Genomic DNA, 20,998 nt, shown 5'->3' on the forward strand with positions numbered 1-20,998 from the left:
CGAGGAGCTTTGACATGACAGACGCACAACTGTGGCTCGCAGCCATCGAGATCGGTGCCTTCTTCTCTCTGATAGCCCTCGGAATGTATCTCGTGGTGGTCGGCGCCGACTTCTTCAACTTTGCGATGGGCCCGTACGCTATGGCTGCGGCAATGGCGTCGAGTTGGGTCGCGATCAATTACGGGCTCGCTCTCTGGATTGCCATGCCGCTGGGGATCGCGGTAGCGGTGGCGCTGTCGATCTTGACGGAAAAGCTTGTGGTCAAACAGGTTCAGAAGCGTTCGGGTCGTGGGGAACTACCGGCGTTGGTGGCGGTGACCGCAGTACTGTTCGGGATCCAGCAGCTCGCCGGCACTGTCTTCGGCCGCACACCACTTCCCGGGCAGAAGATCTTCGACTTCGATCCGATATCGGTACTCGGTGCGACCGTCGACAGTTCGACCGTTGTGCTCGTCGTCGGAACTGCTCTGATCTTCGTCGGTATCGGACTGTGGCTGAACCGGTCCACGTCGGGCCGTCTGCTCCGCGCCGTCGGCGACAGTCCGGATGCCGCCCGCGTCCTGGGCTTGCCGGTGGATCGGGTACGCCTCATCGCGTTCACCCTCGCGGGTGTGATCGCCGCGGTCGCCGGACTTCTGTTCGCTCCCAAGGCCGGTGTTCAGTTCACGAGCGGTCTGTCATGGACGCTGACGGCATTCATCGCACTCGTCATCGGTGGTACCGGCAGGAGTTGGGCTCCGCTGATCGGCGGAATGGTGTTGGGCGTCGTCCAGGTATTCGCCCCGTACTACTTCGGTGCGAGTGCTGCTCAAACCGCGATTCTCTTGATTGCCCTGGTGTTCTTCGCTTTCCGTCCGGAAGGCTTGCTCTCGAGGAAGGTTCGCGTCTGATGGCCTCGCTTTCTACCAGTCCGCCGACGTCAAGTCCGCCCACTCCGGCCGGCAGTTCCCGGACGAGGATGCTCGCCGTGTCACGAGAAGCGCTGATCACCGTGGCCGTGGTTGCTGCCGTGCTGCTGTGGATGGGGCCGAGTCTGTACCGGCAGGATCTGGTGTTCCTCGCTGCGACGTATTCGCTGATCGCCCTCGGCATGTACGTGCCATTCGTGCTCGCGGGATCACTGTCGATGGCGTACAGCGCGTATGCGGCGATCGGCGCGTATGCCGTTGCGCTGATCTCGGTTCGGACCGGGTTGTCGATGTGGTGGGGATGGATTCTCGGCGCCCTCGCCGCTGCAGCGGTTGCAGTACTCCTCAGCTTGGCAACACAGAAACTCTCCGGCTTCTACCTTGCCGCGGTGACCTTGTTGTTCGGTATCGCTTTCGAGCACTGGTTGATCGACGGGCCGAGTTTCACCGGCGGGTCGGCCGGGATCTCGGGCGTCGAGACTGTGACGATGTTCGGCTGGGAGCCACCGCGCTACGCATTGGTCGTGTTCGCGATCTTGTTCGTGTGTCTGATCGCGGTCACTGTCGATCGACTTCGGAAATCGGTGTGGGGGCTGATGTTGCAAGCTGCCCGCGACAATCGTAATGTCGCACGGTCTTCCGGCGTCAATCCTGCGCACCTGACCGTTGTGGCGCTGGCGATCGGTGCCGCGATCGCGTCGACCGGCGGATCGCTGTTCACCGTGTCGGTGCAAGCTGTCACTCCTGAAACCTTCACTCTCAGTATTGTTTTCCTTGCGATCTTCATGCCGATCATCGGCGGTCGCAGTTCGGCGTGGGGTGCTCCGCTCGGTGCATTGATCGTGGTGATCGTGACGCTGAACATGCCCGGGTACCAGGGAAGTGGCGAACTCCTGCTTGCCGGAGCCGTCCTGGTGATCCTCATCGTCGCGCCTGGTGGGGTGATCGGGTGGAGTCAGAACGTTCTGGGTCGAATGAACCGTCTGTACAAGGAGCGTGGCAATCGATGACTCGGCTACTCGAAGTGAGCGGGCTCCACAAGTCCTACGGCGGCGTCCGCGCTGTCGACGATGTCTCGTTCAGCGTCGGACCGGGAGAGGTGATCGGCCTTGTCGGCCCGAACGGGGCAGGCAAGACCACACTGGTGGACTGCATCTTCGGCACACAGCAAGCAGACTCCGGAACCGTCGCGCTCGCCGGTGCTCCCTTGACCGGGCCGTCGGAGCGCCGTGCACGGCAAGGGCTCTCGCGCACGTTTCAACATCCGCAGCTCGCGGCGGAACTCGACGCCGTCGACAACATCATCCCGGGACTGTACGGGCACAAGATCACCTCACCGCTGCACTCGCTGTGGTGGGCGATCAAAGGACCTTTCGAGAACTGGGACCGGACAGCACAGCGGGCCCGGGAGATTGCTGCGCGATACTCGGTCACCGACGTCGAGAGTGCTTGCGGGGATCTCAGTTTGGGCGCGCAGCGTCTGGTCGAGGTGGCGCGGGCGATGGCGACCGAACCCGAAGTCCTCCTGTTGGACGAACCGTTTGCCGGTGCGGATCACGACGGCATCGCTGCCATCTCCGGTGCCGTGCGATCGATTGCCGCGCAGGGCAAGGGAGTAGTCCTGGTCGATCACAACGTCGATCTCATCGCGGCGCTCGCCACCAAGATCGTGCTGCTCAATTTCGGATCAGTGGCGTTCTACGGACCACCGCAGGAGTGCTTGGCCAGCGACGCGATGCGAGAAGTCTATTTCGGTTCCGAATACGAGGAAGGCGCCTGACATGCTCGAACTCGACAGAGTCACAGTTCGATACGGATCCGCTGTCGCCGTCCGGGAAGTCTCCCTTGTCGCCCCCGCCGGTGAAGTGACAGCGATCGTCGGGCCGAACGGTGCGGGCAAGACCAGCTTGGCGGGATCCATCTACGGCTCGGTTCCCGCCACCGGGACAATCAAATTCGATGGTCGAGAGATCCAGAAATTATCGGCACTGGATCGTGTCCGCAGCGGATTTGCCTACGTTCCCCAAGGCAGGCAACTGTTCATGCGAATGTCCGTTCGCGAGAACCTACGCGTCGGCGCAGACCTGCTGGGATTGAAAGCCGAAGCCGTGGAAACAGCTTTCGAGAGGTTCCCGATCCTGCGTGAACGCTCGGAGAGTTATGCCGGGGTCCTCAGCGGTGGTGAGCAGCAGATGTTGGTTCTGGGGCGGGCCCTTCTGGAAACCCCGAAGGTGTTGCTCCTCGACGAGATGATGACAGGACTGGCACCGAAAATCGTCGCGGAGCTGCGAGCATTGGTCGGGGGTCTGGCCGCCGAGGGTGTGACCGTCATCGTGACGGAACCGGCACTTACTGCACTGAAATCGGTTGTCGACCGCGGATATGTCATGCAGCGCGGCGAACTCGTCCGCGAATGCGATTCCGCAGCGACACTGGACAACGCGTACAAACAATCGATGGGCGTCCTCAGCGCCGACGGGAGATGATCGACGATCATGCTTGAAACGAAGACACTCGACTTCACCGTCGGTGAATTCGCCACGAATCCGGACCGCTTCGCCGGCGTCAGCATCAGCGAAATGGTCAGGCATTGGTCTGAGACCATCCCGGACGAAACCGCCTTTGTCACTCCGGAATCGAGGGTGTCGTGGAAGCAGTACGACGCGGCTGCCGATGCGATCGCGTCGGCGCTGGATCTAGCTGGTGAGGGATACGGACATGTAGCCGTGTTGCTCCCCGACACCGCTGTATTTCATGCGGCTCTCTGCGCAGCATTTCGTACCGGCCGCGTCGCCGTCGGAATCGGTTCGCGCTCGGGCATTCGCGAGATCTCTCATCTGATCGCCCGCTCGGAAGCCTCCGTACTCGTCACCACTCGCACGCTGCGCGGCGTCGATACCGCCGAACTCGTGGCGAGTCTGCGGGCAGAGCATCCCGGACTGGACGTCGTCTTCGCCGACGAACGCGCCGACGTGAGTTTCGAACGCGTGAGCGCAAACGGCGAACTCACCTCGTTGCCGGTCGAGCTAAAGCAGTTCCCCGCAACCAGTCCGTGTTTTGTCACGTCAGCCGTTTCGATGCTGAACTCGACCTCCGGCACAACGGGCCTACCCAAACTGGTCACACAAACCGAGGATCGTTGGGTTGGTTTCTCCGAGATTGCCGCCGAGGCGGCGGCGATCGGTTCGGATGAGGTGTTCCTCGGCGCGGTTCCAGCACCTTTCGGATTCGGCCTCTGGACTTCGCATTTCCTGCCGGCACTACTCGGTGCTCGCAATGTCGTCATGGAACGCTTCGACGTTTCGGTGATGATCGAGTTGATCGAGCGCGAACGGGTGACTGCTTTGAATTGTGTGAGTACACAATTCAAGATGCTGTTGCGTTCGGAGGCCGCGGAATCGGCCGATCTCTCGTCACTTCGTTTCATGTTCACCGGTGGTGAAGCCGTGCCCTATTCGGAGGCGCTGGCATTCGAACAACGTACCGGAGCGGCTGTCCTGCAGTTCTACGGATCGAACGAAACCGGCGCCGTCTCGGTGACGACGGTTTCGGACGATTCCGACACCCGACTGAAGACGTGCGGCCACGTCATCGATCGCATGCGAGTTCGTGTATTCGACGATGCGGCAAAGGAAATGACCGGCTCCGTCCGCCGCGGTCAGCCTGGGGTGAACGGACCGCTGATGTGTCAGGGCTATTGGGGGGACACCGATGCGAACGACGAGTTGTACACCGATGACGGTTGGATGCTTCTCGGCGACATCGTCGAGATCGACGAGACAGGACGGGTGCGTGTGGTCGGGCGCAAAGCCGACATCATCATTCGTGGCGGCAAGAACATCTCCGCGGTCGAAGTCGAGGAGTACGTGCGCGCGCACCCTTCGGTGGAGTTGGTCGCCGTGGTCGGGGTCGACGATCCGCTGTTCGGTGAGAAGGTCTGTGCGGTCGTCGTGTCCGCCGATGACGATCTGAGTTCGGAGGATCTGACCGCCTGGCTGCAGAGCCGAGGAGTGACCCGCGAGTACATACCCGAGTACGTGATGACGGTCGCCGAATTGCCGATGGCGGCAGGCGGCAAAGTAGCCAAGGGTGAAGTCAAGGCACTCGCGCAGAGGCGGATCGCTGAACTCGGCTGATCGCACTTGGCGGTACCGGCTTCGCGTTACGCTGATCCGGACATTGTGCCGAGAGTGAAGGAAACCCGATGACGAACCCTTCACCGCATCGGTGGCGCAGGCGCTTGCTGTGGGCTCTGGCAATTGTGTTCGTTCTGGTCGGAGCCGTGGTTCTGGCCTTCGTTCTGAGCCCGAGACCTGGCGCACTCACCGTGCGATGGGTCTTCGATCGTGATGCGGTGAAAGTCACCGAGGCGCTCGAGAAGCACGCGCCCGAAGGCGTCGACTCGATCAAGGACCAGCAGTACCGCGCCGATGACGACGACGCATACCTGGATGTCTACTTTCCCGCAGCGACGACGACCGCATTGCCTACGGTGATCTGGACTCATGGCGGTGCCTGGATCTCGGGAAGCAAGTCCAACTACGCGCCGTACTACGAGTTGCTGGCCTCGCGTGGCTACACAGTTGTGTCCCTGGACTACTCACTCGGACCTGAGCACCACTATCCGACGGCAGTGCGGCAGCTCAACGACGCTCACGCGTACGTCGTCGCGAATGCGGAACGGCTGCATGTTGATCCGACGACGGTCGTTCTGGCCGGTGATTCTGCGGGAGCGCAACTCTCGAGTCAGCTCGCCACTCTCATCACTGATCCCGCCTATGCGAACCGTGTGGGCGTGGTCCCGTCGCTGCGGCCGGATCAGTTACGTGGAGTAATCCTGAACTGTGGAATCTACGACGTCGGGAACATGGTCGGCGGACCCGGCATCATCGGTTGGGGAGTTGATCGGTCCCTCTGGGCGTATACCGGCGTGCGTGACTTCATGAGTACCGACGCAGCGGATCAGATGTCGACCTTGAACCACGTCACCGATCGATTTCCGCCTGCCTACATCAGCGGCGGCAACGCCGATCCGTTGACGGATTCTCAGTCGAAACCGATGGCTGACAAATTGACCGGGTTGGGAGTTGCGGTCGACACACTGTTCTATCCGGCCGATCACGTTCCGGCGCTCGGTCACGAGTATCAGTTCGATCTGGACAATGCCGACGGTCTCACTGCACTCGATCGCACGGTTCAGTTTCTCGAGGCTCATACCGGCTAAATGTCGGATTGTGGTGAACCACTGCGAAAATGGTCATTTTGGACAAAGCTCCGCGGGTGCGTTGCCAGGGAATTCTCAACTAGTCCTTTTGGTCTAGCCTGGGTGAATCCGATCCGACCCCAGGAGTTGTTGTGCGCGCGTCTTCCCCCGACAGACGGCGAAGGCGCATTGTCGGAACCGCGGCGGTATTCGTCGTCATTCTGCTGTCCGGGGTAACCGCGGCACTCGTCAGTCCGTGGCCAGGAGTTCTCGTCGTACGGTGGATGTCAGCGGGTGGCTCCGAAGCGACTCACGCACAACTCGACAGGCATGCACCGTCAGGAATCGTCTCGATTCTCGATCAGTCGTACCGCGACGGCGACGACGATGCACAACTGGACGCGTACTACCCGTCGGAGTCCACTTCGGCGCTACCCACGGTGGTCTGGGTGCACGGCGGTGGCTGGATATCAGGATCGAGAACTGATGCCGACGGTTACTACAAACTGTTGGCAAATCAAGGCTTCACTGTGATTTCGGTGGACTATTCACTGGGGCCGGACGCGTATTACCCCACCGCAGTGAATCAACTTAACGACGCGTATCGATTCATCGTGAGCAATGCGGACAGGTTGCATGTCGATTCGAACAACCTCTTTCTTGCCGGAGATTCGGCAGGCGCGCAGTTGTCCAGTCAGTTGGCGACCGTCATGACCAGCCCTGACTACGCGTCGGAAATGGGTGTGGAGCCGGCATTACGTCCCGAGCAGATACGCGGAGTTGTCCTCGACTGTGGGGTCTTCGATCTGAAACCGCTGCTGTCACAGGGGAAGTACTTCGGTTGGGGCGTCGACAAGCAATCGCTGTGGGGGTACCTCGGAACGAGGGACTTCGACGGGTCGACTGCAGTGGGTCAGATGTCGACACTGGGTCATGTGACCTCGGACTTTCCAGCGACGTTCATCACCGGCGGAAATGTCGACCCACTGACCGCCAGCCAGTCGAAACCCATGGCAGAACGGCTCGCCGATCTGGGCGTCGAGGTCGATGCACTGTTCTACCCGGACGATCACGAGCCTGCACTCGACCACGAATATCAGTTCGACCTCGACACCGTGGACGGGATGGTCGCGTTCGATCGCACAGTCGCGTTCCTACGCGACCACGTGCGTTAGCGCGGTCAGCGAATCACGTACGGCGAAATCGAACTCCGGTGCTCGCTGATGTCGAGGTCTTTACCCAACGGAGGGAAGGCACGCTGCGGACAATTGAGGCGTTCGCAGACACGGCAGCCCGAGCCGATCGGCGTTCCCGGATTCGACTCGTCCAGATCCAGACCGTCGCTGTAGACGAGTCGGTGGGCGTGTCGAATCTCGCATCCCAATCCGATGGCGAAGATCTTTGCGGGCTGTCCGTATCGAGCCGCTCGACGTTCGACCGTGCGCGCAACCCAGAGGTATCGACGACCGTCGGGCATCTGCGCGATCTGAGGCATGATCTTGCCCGGATACGAGAACGTCTCGTAGACGTTCCACAGCGGGCACGTACCGCCGCTGGTGGAGAAGTGGAATCCGGTGGCGGACTGACGCTTCGACATGTTTCCGGCACGATCGACACGCACGAACATGAACGGAACCCCGCGAAGTTTGGGGCGCTGCAGGGTCGAGAGGCGGTGGCAGATCGTCTCGTAGCTCGCGGAATAGAAGGCGGACATGCGCTCGATGTCGTACCGGAAGTCCTCGGCAACCTCGTGAAACTGGCTGTAGGGCAGCACGGTGGCCGCGGCGAAATAGTTGGCCAAACCAAGCTTCGCCAGGGAGACCGACGCTTCGCTGGTGAAGTTGCCCTCGGCCACCAACGAGTCGAGCAGGTCGCCATGCTCGAGGTATGCGAGTTCTGTCGCGAACTTGAAGACCTGTTGCCCGCCGGAGAGCCTTGCGGAAATTTCCAGGACCCTGGTGTCCGGGTCGTAACGGTGAAGTATGTTCTCGCCCAAGTCGACTCGTCGAACGATCTGCACGTCATGGACGGACTCGAGGCGTCTGGCGATCTCGCCGGCGACGTCGCCACGGTGAAAGCGCATCCGGGCAGTGAGTTCTTCGGCTGCGGTGTCGAGATCGTGGATGTAGTTCTGTCGCTGATAGAAGTAGTCGCGCACTTCCTCGTGCGGCATGGTGATCGAACCGCTGCCGCTGCCGTCCGAGAAACGGTCCTCCGTGGCTGCGGCGAGCTGGGCCGTCGTGTTGCGGAAGCGGCGATGCATGTTCACCATCGCCTTGGCGAGGCCGGGGTGGGTGGAGACCATCTCCGCGATTTCGTGGGCGTCGGCGTCGATACCCATCTCCTGATCGAGGGCAACTTCACGCATTTCCGCGATCAGGCGCGTGTCGTCCTGCGGGGAGAAGAACGTGGTGTCGACACCGAAGACTTCACTGATTCGCAGGAGCACCGGCACGGTGAGTGGCCGGACGTCGTGCTCGATCTGATTGAGATAGCTTGCCGAGATCTCGAGCGTCTTGGCCAGTGAAGCCTGACTCAACCCGCGCTCGGTCCGCAGTTGGCGGAGCCGGACACCGACAAAGGTTTTCGACATTTTCCCAGGATACGAGTGACAGTCCGGCTTCGCAAAGGTGGGTTCGCAGTCTTCGCACGGGGGCTCCGCCCCCGTGAGTGGTTGACGAGCCTCGGCACTCCCTAACCACTCACGGGGCCGGAGGCCTAGACCCTGTTCTCCGATCGAGGGGCGCCGATTCCGGGATCGATCTGGAACGGCCCGCTCGACGAGGGTGCAAGGGGGAAGTCGAAGATCGCAGTCGGGAGATAGACCGTCGAACACGAGTTGGGGATATCCACGACACCCGACAGGCGGCCCTCGATCGGCGCCGCGCCGAGTAGCAGGTACGCCTGCTCTGGCGCGTACCCGAACTTGGTCAGATACTCGATCGCATGCAGGCACGCACGCTGGTAGGACAGATGTGAATCCAGGTACTTCTGTTCGCCGTCCAACGTGACGGAAGTGCCCGAGAACGCAAGCCACTCGGAATACTGCGGATCCGTGTTGCCCGGCATGAAGATGGCGTTCTCGGAAACACCGTAGGTATCCATTCCGCCCTTGATGATGTCCACACGAAGATCGATGAAGCCGCCCATCTCGATGGCACCGCAGAAAGTGATCTCACCGTCGCCCTGGGAGAAGTGAAGATCGCCGACCGACAGATTCGCACCGTCCACGAACACCGGATAGAAGATTCGGCTGCCCTTGGTGAGGTTCTTGATGTCCTGGTTTCCGCCGTTCTCACGCGGGGGAGCGGTACGAGCCGCCTCGCCGGCCACGCGTGTGTACTCGTCACCGGTCAAGGTTCCCAGTACTGCATCGCGGGGCTCGGGCGGAAGTGCAAGCGGGGGAACCCGATTGGGATCGGTGGCAATGAGGGCGCCCTCGCGGGCATTCCACTTGGCGAGCAAGGCTGCCGACGGAGCCGTGCCCATGAGTCCCGGGTGGACGATGCCCGTGAACGAGACGTGCGGAATGTGACGCGACGTCGCCGTTTGGCCGGAGAAATCCCAGACGGCTTTGTACGCATCGGGGAACTGTTCGGTGAGGAAGCCGCCGCCGTTGTTCCGAGGGAAGATGCCCGTGTACCCCCAGCCTTGGCCGGCCAACGGACCCGAATCTTCTTGGGGGATAGGCCCGATATCCAAGATGTCGACGATCAAGAGGTCGCCGGGCTTCGCGCCTTCGACGGCAAAGGGGCCGGACAGCGTGTGGACCGTGGTCAGTGGTGCATTGAGAATGTCGTCGGCTGAGTCGTCGTTGTGTATTGCGCCGTCGAACCATTCGCGGCAATGGACACGAAACGCATCACCGGGTTTCACTGTCACCGCCGCTGGGATGTCCGGGTGCCACCGATTGTGGCCGACGATTGCCTGGTCGGTGAATTTCTTGGCGGAATCGAGTGGAAACAGCAGTTCAGGCATATGCACTCCTCATTCTCGAAGAAACGGAAAACTCGTGGCGGCAGGACTTTCGTGTCGGATCGGGCCTCATGGCGAGGACGCGCGGTGAGGACGCTCAGGGGCGAGGTAGCTTGCGGTGCAACGGATTGGACGTCGTCGGGGCAGATTGCCGGCCGCGGCCGGGTAGCGACCCACTGACCACGGCAGGCTCGTGAGCCGATCGAGCAGTGCTGTCCAGTAGACCCATCGCGGCCGACGACGCGTGACTCAACCGGGGAGACGAGACCACCCGCTTGGACTCGAGACTGCACTGGGGGCAAGTAATCGACTGGGGCACTTCGGCCATCGCGAACGACCGCTCGAGCGGGCCGCAGCCGGTACAGCGAAACTCGTACAGAGGCATGCGGTCACGCTATCGGAGGATCCGTAAGTGCGACACTGGAACGACACGCACCGGGTTGCCGATGCCGCAATTGCGCCCGTCAGCGCAAGTACACAACCGCGTTGTCTCCGCCGGTACAGGTGACGATGCCGGAGGTCACCTTGCATGCCATCGTGTACTCCTTGCCGGTCACCGGACTACGTGCGGACACGGTGCTGGATGCACCGGTTGCACCGGAGTTCCCGTAGGCGATCCGAACCGCCTCGGCAAACTCACATGAAGTTTTGCCCCCACTTGTCGCGGACTCCTTGTAACTTCCGGCCGGCTGCCCGCCGGGGCAGGCGGACGCACCGGCCGGAAAGTTCGCGGCGCGTGTGGTCGTCGGGGATGTCGTGCTGGGAGCGGTTGTCGTGGTGCCGGGTGTGTTCGCGGCGCTGATGGTGGTGTGGGCGGCGCCACCGGCGGCCGAGTTGGGGACGTCCTTCGGCCAGAGGACCCAGGCAAGCCCGCCGAAGAGAGCCAACACAGTGATGACTCCGATTACGGATACCGGAATCACCCAGCCGGGCCGACGCGGCGGCGGATTTCCACGTGGCGGTGCAGGCGGGAATCCCTGGGGCGGGGGATACGACTGCGGCGCGGCTCGGTAGCCCAACTGCGGCGGCTGTGGACCGGATTGCGACCATGCCTGGTTGTTCGGTGGCCGCTGATAGTTGTCCGGCACCGCTTTATCGCCCGGTCGGGGGCGTCGAACGACAAGTCATGGTTCGACAGCATATGGCCGGCGAACGGGTTGTCTCCGGCTTTCCCAGGGGTAGATCCCGGAATTGTCCTAGCGAAGGCTGTTGCCGAGGAGTGATTGCGGTCACTCGCGGGTAGTGAAGTTGGCTCCGAAGTAGCGGACGGGCCTGTTCCGAGTGGCGTGCGAACTGCCGGAATTCGCAAGCGGCGGAGTTGAGTGCATTTCGTTCACAGCCTGCGGTTTCTTTCCTACTCGCCAGTACGGAACCTGTCCGATTGGGTAGTACCAGCCGCGTAGGAATCTTCACAGACTTAGCAAAGTGTGTTGAAAAGGTAGCGAAGATTGGCATTAGCAACAGGTAGACGGCACTTTTTCGATGTGCCATTCTCGGTAAGTACACAAGAAGGGCCTGGCAAGTATGTGAAGTAGTACGCACGTACTGCTCACAACAGGCCGGACCAGCAGATCAAAGAGATGGAGTCTTGATGTCGACCACCGGCACCCCGAAGACCGCAGCTGAGCTCCAGCAGGATTGGGACACCAACCCTCGCTGGAAGGGCGTTACTCGTAACTACACGGCCGATCAGGTCGTCAAGCTCCAGGGCACCGTCGTCGAGGAGCAGACCCTCGCTCGTCGCGGATCCGAGATCCTGTGGGATCTCGTGAACAACGAGGACTACATCAACTCCCTCGGTGCACTTACCGGCAACATGGCTGTGCAGCAGGTTCGCGCCGGCCTGAAGGCCATCTACCTCTCCGGTTGGCAGGTTGCCGGCGATGCGAACCTCTCGGGCCACACGTACCCGGACCAGAGCCTCTACCCGGCCAACTCGGTTCCGACCGTCGTCCGTCGCATCAACAATGCACTGCTGCGCGCCGACGAGATCGCCAAGACCGAGGGTGACACCTCCGTCAGCAACTGGCTCGCTCCGATCGTTGCCGACGCCGAAGCCGGCTTCGGTGGCGCTCTCAACGCTTACGAGCTGCAGAAGGCCATGATCGGCGCCGGCGCTGCCGGTGTCCACTGGGAGGATCAGCTCGCTTCGGAGAAGAAGTGCGGCCACCTCGGCGGCAAGGTGCTCATCCCCACGCAGCAGCACATCCGCACCCTGACCTCGGCTCGCCTGGCTTCCGACGTCGCGGACGTTCCGTCCGTCATCATCGCCCGCACCGACGCTGAGGCCGCAACCCTCATCACCTCCGACGTGGACGAGCGCGACCGCCCGTTCCTCGACGGAACCCGCACGGCTGAAGGCTTCTACGGCGTCAAGAACGGCATCGAGCCCTGCATCGCTCGCGCCAAGGCTTACGCACCGTACGCAGACCTCATCTGGATGGAGACCGGCGTGCCGGATCTCGAGGTTGCAAAGAAGTTCGCCGAGTCCGTTCGCAGCGAATTCCCGGACCAGCTCCTGGCCTACAACTGCTCCCCTTCCTTCAACTGGAAGGCGCACCTGGACGACGCGACCATCGCGAAGTTCCAGAAGGAGCTCGGCGCGATGGGCTTCAAGTTCCAGTTCATCACGCTGGCCGGCTTCCACTCGCTCAACTACGGCATGTTCGACCTTGCCTACGGCTACGCCCGCGAAGGCATGACGGCATTCGTCGACCTGCAGGAGCGCGAGTTCAAGGCTGCCGAAGAGCGTGGCTTCACCGCCATCAAGCACCAGCGTGAGGTTGGCGCCGGCTACTTCGACACCATCGCCACCACCGTTGACCCCAACACCTCGACGGCAGCTCTCAAGGGCTCCACCGAAGAGGGACAGTTCCACTAAGAACTGACTTCGGGTGGGGGAGAGGCTCGGCTTCGGGTCTCTCCCCTGCTTGTATCACCGCACTACTTTCTCTCGTCTTCAAGGCAGTTCCGATTGCGTCGGCCACCAGCGTCGACGCAGTTCGAAGTGCTTGTTTTTGCAACACCTTCACCAGACAAACTCCACGAGACAAACAAGGAGCTGACGTGACCAGCGAAAAAATTCAGCGCGTCGGCGTTATCGGCGCCGGAATCATGGGTGCCGGAATCGCCGAGGTGTGCGCCCGCGCACATGTCGATGTTCTGGTCTTCGAGCAGACTCGCGAGCTTGCAGCAGCCGGGCGTTCACGCATCCTGCGTTCGCTCGACCGCGGCGTGAGCAGCGGAAAGATCACAGAACGTGAGCGTGAGCAGGCCGCATGGCGTCTGCGTTTCACCTCCGATCTGGGAGATTTCGCGGACCGCCAGCTCGTCGTGGAGGCCGTCGTCGAAGACGAGAAGATCAAGAGCGAAATCTTCGCCGAGCTCGACGCGGTCGTGACGGACCCGGATGCGGTTCTCGCGTCCAACACGTCGTCGATCCCGATCATGAAGCTCGGCATCTCGACCAAGCGTCCCGAGCGAGTCATCGGCATGCACTTCTTCAACCCGGTTCCGGTTCTGCCGCTCGTCGAATTGGTGACGACGCTCAAGACCAGTGCCTCCGTCTCGCAGCGCGCCGAGGCTTTTGCCAGCGACATCCTCGGCAAGCAGGTCGTCCGCAGTGCCGACCGCTCCGGCTTCGTCGTCAACGCACTCCTGGTGCCGTACCTGCTCTCGGCGATCCGCATGGTCGAGTCGGGCTTCGCGACCAAGGAAGACATCGACAAGGCAACGGTTCTCGGCCTCGCGCACCCCATGGGTCCGCTGGCTCTCACGGACCTGGTCGGACTCGACACCGTCAAGTCCATCGCCGACTCCATGTACGAAGAGTTCAAGGAGCCGCTGTACTCCGCTCCGCCGTTGCTCCTGCGTATGGTCGAAGCCGGCTTGACCGGCAAGAAGTCCGGCGCGGGCTTCTACGAATACGCCGACAACGGTCGCTCCACCAAGCAGGCAAGCTAAGGCCCAACGCCCCTGTGCGCCTTTCTGGTAGTTCCGGCTACCACAAAGGCGCACAGGGCGCTCGCGCCCCTCGGTTAGAAAGGTCGACCGCATGTCCAGCAGCACTGCAGCATTCGGCTCCAGCGTCCTGGGGTATCCGCGCATCGGGCCGCGCCGTGAGCTCAAGCGCGCCCTCGAGTCCTACTGGCACGGCACTTCGGACAAGGACGCACTTCTCGCGGTCGCCAAGGAACTCCAGGAATCGACCTGGAGCGAATTGGCTGCGACGGGATTGAGCCAGGTTCCCGGCAACACCTTCTCCTTCTACGATCACGTGCTCGACAATGCGCTGCTCTTCGGCGCAGTGCCGGAGCGGTTCAAGCCGCTCGAGGGCGCCCTCGAGCCGCTCGATTTCTACTTCACGATGGCCCGCGGCCGCCCGGACTTCCCGCCTCTCGAGCTGGTGCGCTTCTTCGGTACGAACTACTACTACCGTCAGCCCGAGATCGACGCGAACACAGTGTTCTCGCTCAACTCGGATGCACTTCTCGACGAGTTCGAACGTGCGAAGGCGCGCGGCATCGAATTGCGCCCCGTCATCATGGGGCCCGTCTCGCTGCTTCTGCTTTCGAAGGTCGGACCTGCCACCGAGAAGTCCGATCCGAACTTCACCCCGCTCGACCTGTTGGACGCGCTCCTGCCCGAGTACGAGAAGCTCTTCGAGCAGCTCGCCAAGGCCGGTGCGACCTGTGTTCAGTTGGACGAGCCTTCGGTCACCGAGGACCGCACCCCCGAGGAGCTAGCCGCTCTGGGACGTGCGTACGAGAAGCTTTCGACGGCCCCGCTGCGCCCGCGCCTGTTGGTGACGGGTCCGTACGGCAAGTTCGGCGAAGCCCTCAACATCTTGGCGCCCACCAAGATCGAAGCCTTCGGTCTGGACCTGGTGCACGGCAAGATCACGGCCGAGGAACTGGCCGCGGTGCCGAACATCAAGCGCAAGCGCATCTACGCGGGCGTCGTCGACGGTCGCAACGTCTGGCGCGTCGACAGGTTCAACACCTTGACGTACCTGAACGAACTCAAAGACGTTGTGCCTGACCTCGTCGTCTCCACGTCGTCGTCGCTGCTGCACGTGCCGTACGACGTGCTCTCCGAGTACGACATTCCGGGAGACGTCGCAGACCGTCTGGCTTTTGCGAAGCAGAAGGTCGGCGAAGTCGTCTCACTGGCGAAGGCGCTCACCGAAGGTCCTTCGGACAAGTGGCGTAAGCGTCCGACGAAGGTGCACTTCAAGCTCAAGCACGCTGTCCGTGCTCGGGTGAACGCGATCAAGCCCGAAGATCGTGTGCGTGCACCGTACGAGGAGCGTCGTAAGGCTCAGCAGGAACGGTTGAATCTGCCCTTGGTGCCGGCTCAGACACTGGGTTCGTTCCCGCAGACCGACGCGATTCGCCAGGCTCGTTACGAACTCGGCCAGGGGCGTTTGGAGTGGGACGACTACTACAAGCGCATCCAGGAAGAGATCGAGCGCACAATCCGTCTGCAAGAGGACATCGGTCTCGATGTTTTCGTGCACGGCGAGCACGAGCGCAACGACATGGTCCAGTACTTCGCCGAACTGCTCGAGGGCTATGCCTTCACGCACAACGGTTGGGTTCAGGCCTACGGATCTCGTTGCACGCGTCCGCCGATTCTCTACGGCGACATCGCACGTCCGAAGCCGATGACGGTCGAGTGGATCGCGTACGCGCAGTCGCTGACCGACAAGCCGGTCAAGGGCATGCTGACGGGTCCGGTCACCATGATCGCCCGTTCGTTCGTTCGCCAGGATCAGCCGCTCTACGAAACGGCAGAGCAACTGGCACTTGTCATTCGAGACGAAATCGCGGATCTCGAAGCTGCCGGAATCGCCATCATCCAGGTGGACGAACCGGCAATTCGTGAACTGCTGCCACTGCGTGAGGACGGCCGGGAGGCCTACCTGGAGTGGGCCGTCGACGCGTTCCGTCTGGCAACAGGTGGAGCGAAGCCGGAAACACAGATCCACACACATTTGACGTACTCCGCTCGGTCGTCGGTGGTCGACGCCATCGAACGGTTGGACGCCGATGTGACGGCTATCGTCGCGACCCGCTCCATCACGTGGGTTCTCGAAGCACTCAAGGAAGGCGCGCTCACGCACGGCGTCGGCCCCGGTGTCTACGAATCTCGCTCGGCTCGGATTCCCGACATCGACGAACTCGACGAATTGCTCACTGAGGCAAGCGAATCGATCTCTCTCGATCGCTTGTGGGCAAACCCGGACGGCGGCCTCAAGACTCGCCATCCGTGGCAACTCGAGCCTTCGCTGCGCAATATGGTTGCGGCCGCGAGGCGCCTGCGTCGTCGGGCCGAGCAAGCCGAGCGCGACGCCGGGTAAGTCACGTAAAGAACAAGTCATGGAGGGGCCTGCGAGTTGCAGGTCCCTCCATGCACGGGTAGGCATGTGTGCATGGTTACTGCTGCTGCTTATGCCGCGACGTCCGCTGACGGTCCCCTCGAGAAGACCACTGTCGAACGCCGCGAGCTCGGTCCACTGGACATTCTCATCGACATCAAATTTGCCGGCATCTGCCATTCCGACATCCACACCGCTCGCAACGAGTGGGGCGGAGCGAAGTACCCGATCGTCCCCGGACACGAAATCGCCGGCGTCGTCGCCGCCGTGGGGTCCGATGTCACCAAGCACAAGGTCGGCGACCGAGTGGGCGTCGGCTGCTTCGTCGACTCGTGCGGGGAGTGCGACGCCTGCACCGCCGGTGAAGAGCAGTACTGCCGCAAGGGTGTGACGGGTACGTACAACGCCACCGGCCGCGACGGCGAGCGCACTCAGGGTGGCTACTCGACGCACATCGTCGTCACCGAGCACTTCGTGCTCTCGATCCCGGAGGGCATCGAACTCGACGTTGCAGCGCCGCTCCTGTGCGCGGGCATCACCTTGTACTCACCGCTGCGGCACTGGAACGCCGGCCCCGGCAAGAAGGTCGCCATCATCGGTTTCGGCGGCCTCGGGCACGTCGGCGTGAAGATCGCCAAGGCGCTCGGAGCGGAAGTCACCGTCCTGAGCCAGACGCTCGGCAAGAAAGACGACGGGCTTCGCCTCGGCGCCGATCACTACTACGCGACCAACGACCGTGAGACGTTCAAGGCTCTTCGCGGCGAGTTCGACCTGATCCTCAACACGGTCTCGGTCAACCTCGACATCGACGCCTACATGTCCTTGCTTGCCATCAACGGCACTCTCGTCGAACTCGGCCTGCCCGAGAAGCCGATCGAAGTTCGAGCATTCTCGCTCGCCGCAAACCGTCGTAGCCTCGCCGGTTCCATGGTCGGAGGTATCCCGCAGACACAGGAGATGCTCGACTTCTGCGCCGAGCACGGCATCGGCGCAGAAATCGAACTGATCCCGGCGAGCGACATCAACGACGCTTACGAGCGCGTGATCAAGAGCGACGTCCGATACCGATTCGTGATCGACACCGCAACGATCTGACCCGCTCGGTCCTGCCCAGTCGAATTGTTCGCGGAGCTCAGTCGAGTTGCTCGCGAAGATTACTCAGTGTCTTCGCGAGCAACCTCGACACGTGCATCTGGGACACACCTACTTTCTCGGCGATCTGTGTCTGCGTCAGATTTCCGAAGAATCTGAGCATCAACACCGTCCGCTCTCGCTCGGGCAGCTTGTCGAGAAGCGGACGCAACGCCTCGTGATTCTCGACGTTCTCGAGAGCTGCGTCGTAGTCACCGAGTGTCTCCACGAGCGGGAGATCGTCGGTGTGATTGGACGCGGCACCGTCGACCGAGACCGTCTGATACGCGTTGCCGGCGATCAAGGCCTGGGCAACTTCTTCGCGTTCGATCCCCAACGTCTCGGCCAACTCGTCGACGGTCGGCGCGTGTCCGAGCTGTTGTGACAGCTCGCTGATGGCCTGCCCGAGTTGGAAGTGCAACTCCTTCATCCGGCGGGGAACCCGCAATGCCCAACCGGTGTCGCGGAAGTGTCGTCGAACCTCGCCCATGACGGTGGGAACTGCGAACGAGACGAAATCGGATCCGCGCGTGGAATCGAAACGGTCGACGGCGTTGACCAGACCGAGACGCGCCACCTGAACCAGATCGTCGTGTGCCTCGCCACGACCGTCGAATCGTCTGGCGATGTGCTCGGCCAACGGTAGGCATCTGGTGATGAGTGCAGTGCGCACTCGTTCGTACTCCGGGCTGTGGGGCTCGAGGGTCCGCAGTTCCTCGAAAACTGGTATTACGTCCCGATATTCGTCGGTGGACCGCCGACGCGGGCGTGACGGGCCGTCTGCGGAAGCGGTCACAGGCGCCCGCTGAGGGCCTTGGTGAACTTCATGGTGGTGATGTAGCCGACGCCGCCGAGGTTCTCTTCCTGGTCGAGCGAAATCGAATCGGTTAGTTCGGTGAGGATGTGCCACCCGAACGAACGCTGACTGCTGTCCTCGTACTCCGTGGTCGTCGTGGACACGGACACGTGCAATTGCGGCGGCGTGAAGACGAACCGACACACCAGAACCGAATCAGGCGCAGCGCGAACGATCAGATGCGTACAGATTTCGTCCATGGCCAGTTTGATGTCGGCGATGGCGTCGAGGTCGAAGTTTTCCTGAATGGCAACGGTGGCGGCCAGTGCACGCAAAATCGACAGCTGATCGAGAGTCGCTTGAATCCTCAACTCCACAACTGGCTGAGTCTGATCCTGATCGGGCTCGAGTGCGCTGAGGTGTGCCATAAGTTCTCCGGATCGTCGTACCAGGGGTCGCGGTGAAGTCTGGTGCCGAGAACGATACCCATCCCGACCTTCACAGTGACCCCCGAACACGAAATTTGGTCGATGGTGGTGCCGGGGTAAACGACACGATTCTGCTCACGACCGTTGGCGATCGCAACATCGGATTACCTCGCGGAACCGCAGACCAAACCACATTTTTGTTCGGAACACCGAAACGAATGGTCGCAACGCACTTGTGACGTCCGTCATGCTGGCGTACTGTTTCAAACCGAGGTTGAGCACACAGCCGATGAGGGATTTATCCGTATTTCTGGAGACCCGTTCATCGTGCGTCTCCTTCGGAGGTCCCTTCTCTTTTGCAGAGTGTAAACCGTTGCGGGATGGGAGAACCATGACTGTTGTTCCAGGATCATCTATTTCAGGCTTTACGAACGCGGCGAAGGGATCGGTAGACTACGGACCTCCCGCGACCGGGACAGCGACCGCATCGTTTCACGCGCACCGCATCAGTGCACACACCGCTGTGATCAAAGTTCGTGGTGAGATCGATCTGATGAGCGCCAATGCTTTTCGTGACTTCTTGACGTACCACGTGGCCGCGGACCGGACGCTGGTCGTCGATCTATCCGAACTCGAATTCATGGGGACGTGCGGCTTGTCCGTGCTGTCGGTCCTGTCGACGCGATCACGCGACGTGGGCGGCACACTCGCGCTCGTCTGCGCCCGCCCGGTGCAAAGGTTGCTCAAAGCAGCTGGTCAGGAGTCGATGTTTGCCTGCTACGAGTCGCTCGATCATGCAATCGGACTCGAAGAGACCCGACGTTTCCCCGCTTGATCACGCAGTTTCAGTCCAAGCTTCGTGAAATCACCTTCGTGAATTCAGTTTCGTAGAGCCCGTCAGCGTCAGTGCACTTCACTTCGGTGAGTGCCCTTGTGTTGGCGGGCTCTCGGCGGTGCTGTGACGCAGCGGCCGTAGGTGCGGACCACTTCGGTGGCGACGTGATCCCACGAATACGATTCGCACGCTCGGGCCCGGCTCTGCCGTGCAAACGCCGCGCCTTCGTCCTCGTCGTCGAGAAGATGGCGGACTGCGCGCGCGGTTTCCACCGGGTTGTTGACCGGGACCCGACGCCCGGTGAGTCCGTCGATCACCGTATCCCGCAGTCCGCCAACAGGAGTCGCGACTACGGGAACTCCGCACGCCATTGCTTCCAGTGCCGCGATTCCGAACGGTTCGTATCGAGGGGTGCACACGAGGGCGTCGGCCGATCGCATCAGTTTCGGTAGTTGGCGGTGCGGAACCCGTCCCAACAATTGGACTCGATCTGCGACGCCGAGGCGCTCGGCGAGCTTGACCAAGCGGATCGCCACTTCGTCGGTGCTCAGTTGCGCGACGGGTGGCCCGCCGATCACCACCAACTCCGTATCCGGCAGCGAAGCCAGCGCGGCGACGGCAACATCGAAGCCCTTCTGCTCCACCAGTCTTCCGACGCAGATCAATCGATGCGGTGCGGTTTTCTTCGCGGCGGGTCCCTCCGGGGTGAATGCTTCGGTGTCCACGCCCGAGGGCACCATCGTGGTCCGTGATCGTGGTGATCCCTGCCGGACCAGATCGAAGATTTCGTCCGAACTGGTCGCGATGACATGGGTTGCGCCCCTGGCGATCAACGGTTCCAGGTGAGTCCGCTCCGAGGGGCTGTCGTCGGCTGCTCCGAGGTGGCGGTGCGCCGCAGATCCCAGGGAATGGAATGTCTGAAGTACGGGGATGCCGAGCGATCGGGTCGCGAGTTCCGTTGCCACACCGGACATCCAGAAGTGCGAGTGCACCACATCGGGTCGGTCGGTACTCCACTGAGCGCGCAGAATGCTGGCAAAGGTTCCCAGGTGAGGGAGGATATCGGCATCCGGGAGAGCCTGCGTCGGGCCGGCCTCGAGATAGTCGACGGAGTACCCGGCGCGGGCGCGAACGCGGTCCGGCCCACCGACGTGGGCACGCCTGGTGAAGACGGTGACGTCGTGTCCGGCACGAACCAAGGCGGCAGACAGTTCGTCGACGTGCAGGTTCTGTGCACCGGCTGCCGAGCAGCCCACCGGTGCGAGTGGATCGGCGTTCACCGACACCATGGAGATCTTCAGCATTCGTCCGGGAGCCATAGCGGGCGAGTACTTCATCGGGTC

General features: G+C 61.9%; 19 protein-coding genes. 12 read left to right on the forward strand and 7 right to left on the reverse strand.

Features of this window, described 5'->3' with window-relative positions:
• Window positions 1-14: 14 nt before the first annotated feature.
• The 7 genes from M1L53_RS12330 (at window position 15) to M1L53_RS12360 (ending at window position 7,286) form a co-directional block, all read left to right on the forward strand.
• Window positions 15-890, forward strand: coding sequence for a branched-chain amino acid ABC transporter permease (locus M1L53_RS12330; RefSeq protein ID WP_054186876.1), 876 nt, complete (start codon window positions 15-17; stop codon window positions 888-890).
• A gap of 68 nt (window positions 891-958) precedes the next feature.
• The gene (locus tag M1L53_RS12335) at window positions 959-1,918 is read left to right on the forward strand and encodes a branched-chain amino acid ABC transporter permease (RefSeq protein WP_228232622.1); all 960 of its coding nucleotides are present in this window, start codon (window positions 959-961) and stop codon (window positions 1,916-1,918) included.
• Complete coding sequence (locus M1L53_RS12340; protein ID WP_007735383.1) at window positions 1,915-2,688, forward strand: ABC transporter ATP-binding protein; 774 nt, start codon at window positions 1,915-1,917, stop codon at window positions 2,686-2,688. Before M1L53_RS12335 ends, M1L53_RS12340 begins: the two co-directional genes overlap by 4 nt.
• A gap of 1 nt (window position 2,689) precedes the next feature.
• Window positions 2,690-3,394, forward strand: coding sequence for an ABC transporter ATP-binding protein (locus M1L53_RS12345; RefSeq protein ID WP_020906733.1), 705 nt, complete (start codon window positions 2,690-2,692; stop codon window positions 3,392-3,394).
• 9 nt (window positions 3,395-3,403) lie between these two features.
• A complete protein-coding gene (locus tag M1L53_RS12350; RefSeq protein ID WP_054186878.1) occupies window positions 3,404-5,044 on the forward strand; it encodes a class I adenylate-forming enzyme family protein in 1,641 nt (546 codons plus the stop codon).
• 68 nt (window positions 5,045-5,112) lie between these two features.
• The gene (locus M1L53_RS12355; protein WP_042923295.1) at window positions 5,113-6,132 is read left to right on the forward strand and encodes an alpha/beta hydrolase; all 1,020 of its coding nucleotides are present in this window, start codon (window positions 5,113-5,115) and stop codon (window positions 6,130-6,132) included.
• A gap of 131 nt (window positions 6,133-6,263) precedes the next feature.
• A complete protein-coding gene (locus M1L53_RS12360) occupies window positions 6,264-7,286 on the forward strand; it encodes an alpha/beta hydrolase (protein ID WP_054186879.1) in 1,023 nt (340 codons plus the stop codon).
• Between the two features lie 5 nt (window positions 7,287-7,291).
• Here the strand turns inward: M1L53_RS12360 and ramB are convergent, their stop codons facing one another.
• The 4 genes from ramB to M1L53_RS12380 all read right to left on the reverse strand — a co-directional run bounded on the left by ramB (window position 7,292) and on the right by M1L53_RS12380 (window position 11,174).
• Window positions 7,292-8,704 carry an acetate metabolism transcriptional regulator RamB gene (gene ramB / locus M1L53_RS12365; RefSeq protein WP_003941547.1) on the reverse strand — a complete coding sequence of 471 codons (1,413 nt, stop codon included), beginning with the start codon at window positions 8,702-8,704 and terminating at the stop codon, window positions 7,292-7,294.
• A gap of 125 nt (window positions 8,705-8,829) precedes the next feature.
• A complete protein-coding gene (fmdA, locus tag M1L53_RS12370) occupies window positions 8,830-10,089 on the reverse strand; it encodes a formamidase (RefSeq protein ID WP_042923284.1) in 1,260 nt (419 codons plus the stop codon).
• A gap of 94 nt (window positions 10,090-10,183) precedes the next feature.
• Entirely contained in the window at window positions 10,184-10,471 is a 288-nt protein-coding gene (locus M1L53_RS12375) for an FmdB family zinc ribbon protein (protein WP_037129638.1), read from the reverse strand.
• Between the two features lie 79 nt (window positions 10,472-10,550).
• Window positions 10,551-11,174, reverse strand: a complete 624-nt coding sequence (locus M1L53_RS12380) for a serine/threonine protein kinase (protein WP_223304378.1) — start codon at window positions 11,172-11,174, stop codon at window positions 10,551-10,553.
• Between the two features lie 503 nt (window positions 11,175-11,677).
• Between M1L53_RS12380 and aceA the strand changes: the two genes are divergently transcribed.
• The 4 genes from aceA (at window position 11,678) to M1L53_RS12400 (ending at window position 17,560) form a co-directional block, all read left to right on the forward strand.
• A complete protein-coding gene (gene aceA, locus M1L53_RS12385; RefSeq protein WP_003941533.1) occupies window positions 11,678-12,967 on the forward strand; it encodes an isocitrate lyase in 1,290 nt (429 codons plus the stop codon).
• 185 nt (window positions 12,968-13,152) lie between these two features.
• Complete coding sequence (locus M1L53_RS12390; protein ID WP_003941541.1) at window positions 13,153-14,049, forward strand: 3-hydroxybutyryl-CoA dehydrogenase; 897 nt, start codon at window positions 13,153-13,155, stop codon at window positions 14,047-14,049.
• A gap of 91 nt (window positions 14,050-14,140) precedes the next feature.
• On the forward strand, window positions 14,141-16,447 hold the full coding sequence (metE, locus tag M1L53_RS12395; protein ID WP_003941510.1) for a 5-methyltetrahydropteroyltriglutamate--homocysteine S-methyltransferase: 2,307 nt from the start codon (window positions 14,141-14,143) through the stop codon (window positions 16,445-16,447).
• Window positions 16,448-16,519: 72 nt separating this feature from the next.
• Complete coding sequence (locus M1L53_RS12400) at window positions 16,520-17,560, forward strand: NAD(P)-dependent alcohol dehydrogenase (protein WP_003941488.1); 1,041 nt, start codon at window positions 16,520-16,522, stop codon at window positions 17,558-17,560.
• A gap of 37 nt (window positions 17,561-17,597) precedes the next feature.
• Here M1L53_RS12400 and M1L53_RS12405 read toward each other — a convergent pair whose 3' ends face one another.
• Complete coding sequence (locus M1L53_RS12405) at window positions 17,598-18,392, reverse strand: RNA polymerase sigma factor SigF (RefSeq protein WP_003941515.1); 795 nt, start codon at window positions 18,390-18,392, stop codon at window positions 17,598-17,600.
• Entirely contained in the window at window positions 18,389-18,820 is a 432-nt protein-coding gene (locus M1L53_RS12410; RefSeq protein ID WP_003941553.1) for an ATP-binding protein, read from the reverse strand. The genes M1L53_RS12405 and M1L53_RS12410 overlap by 4 nt, the downstream gene beginning before the upstream one ends.
• A 391-nt stretch (window positions 18,821-19,211) precedes the next feature.
• Between M1L53_RS12410 and M1L53_RS12415 the strand changes: the two genes are divergently transcribed.
• On the forward strand, window positions 19,212-19,655 hold the full coding sequence (locus tag M1L53_RS12415; RefSeq protein WP_007735372.1) for an STAS domain-containing protein: 444 nt from the start codon (window positions 19,212-19,214) through the stop codon (window positions 19,653-19,655).
• A 68-nt stretch (window positions 19,656-19,723) separates the two neighbouring features.
• Here the strand turns inward: M1L53_RS12415 and M1L53_RS12420 are convergent, their stop codons facing one another.
• On the reverse strand, window positions 19,724-20,992 hold the full coding sequence (locus M1L53_RS12420; RefSeq protein ID WP_003941555.1) for a glycosyltransferase: 1,269 nt from the start codon (window positions 20,990-20,992) through the stop codon (window positions 19,724-19,726).
• Window positions 20,993-20,998: the final 6 nt, after the last annotated feature.

This window comes from Rhodococcus sp. T9N, from assembly GCF_024436645.1.
Lineage (GTDB): Bacteria > Actinomycetota > Actinomycetes > Mycobacteriales > Mycobacteriaceae > Rhodococcus_F > Rhodococcus_F qingshengii.

Coding starts and splice junctions, on each gene's coding strand:
- M1L53_RS12330 (WP_054186876.1), top strand. CDS start 15: ATGACAGACGCACAACTGTGGCTCGCAGCCATCGAGATCGGTGCCTTC.
- M1L53_RS12335 (WP_228232622.1), top strand. CDS start 959: ATGCTCGCCGTGTCACGAGAAGCGCTGATCACCGTGGCCGTGGTTGCT.
- M1L53_RS12340 (WP_007735383.1), top strand. CDS start 1,915: ATGACTCGGCTACTCGAAGTGAGCGGGCTCCACAAGTCCTACGGCGGC.
- M1L53_RS12345 (WP_020906733.1), top strand. CDS start 2,690: ATGCTCGAACTCGACAGAGTCACAGTTCGATACGGATCCGCTGTCGCC.
- M1L53_RS12350 (WP_054186878.1), top strand. CDS start 3,404: ATGCTTGAAACGAAGACACTCGACTTCACCGTCGGTGAATTCGCCACG.
- M1L53_RS12355 (WP_042923295.1), top strand. CDS start 5,113: ATGACGAACCCTTCACCGCATCGGTGGCGCAGGCGCTTGCTGTGGGCT.
- ramB (WP_003941547.1), bottom strand. CDS start 8,704: ATGTCGAAAACCTTTGTCGGTGTCCGGCTCCGCCAACTGCGGACCGAG.
- fmdA (WP_042923284.1), bottom strand. CDS start 10,089: ATGCCTGAACTGCTGTTTCCACTCGATTCCGCCAAGAAATTCACCGAC.
- M1L53_RS12375 (WP_037129638.1), bottom strand. CDS start 10,471: ATGCCTCTGTACGAGTTTCGCTGTACCGGCTGCGGCCCGCTCGAGCGG.
- aceA (WP_003941533.1), top strand. CDS start 11,678: ATGTCGACCACCGGCACCCCGAAGACCGCAGCTGAGCTCCAGCAGGAT.
- metE (WP_003941510.1), top strand. CDS start 14,141: ATGTCCAGCAGCACTGCAGCATTCGGCTCCAGCGTCCTGGGGTATCCG.
- M1L53_RS12400 (WP_003941488.1), top strand. CDS start 16,520: ATGGTTACTGCTGCTGCTTATGCCGCGACGTCCGCTGACGGTCCCCTC.
- M1L53_RS12410 (WP_003941553.1), bottom strand. CDS start 18,820: ATGGCACACCTCAGCGCACTCGAGCCCGATCAGGATCAGACTCAGCCA.
- M1L53_RS12415 (WP_007735372.1), top strand. CDS start 19,212: ATGACTGTTGTTCCAGGATCATCTATTTCAGGCTTTACGAACGCGGCG.
- M1L53_RS12420 (WP_003941555.1), bottom strand. CDS start 20,992: ATGAAGTACTCGCCCGCTATGGCTCCCGGACGAATGCTGAAGATCTCC.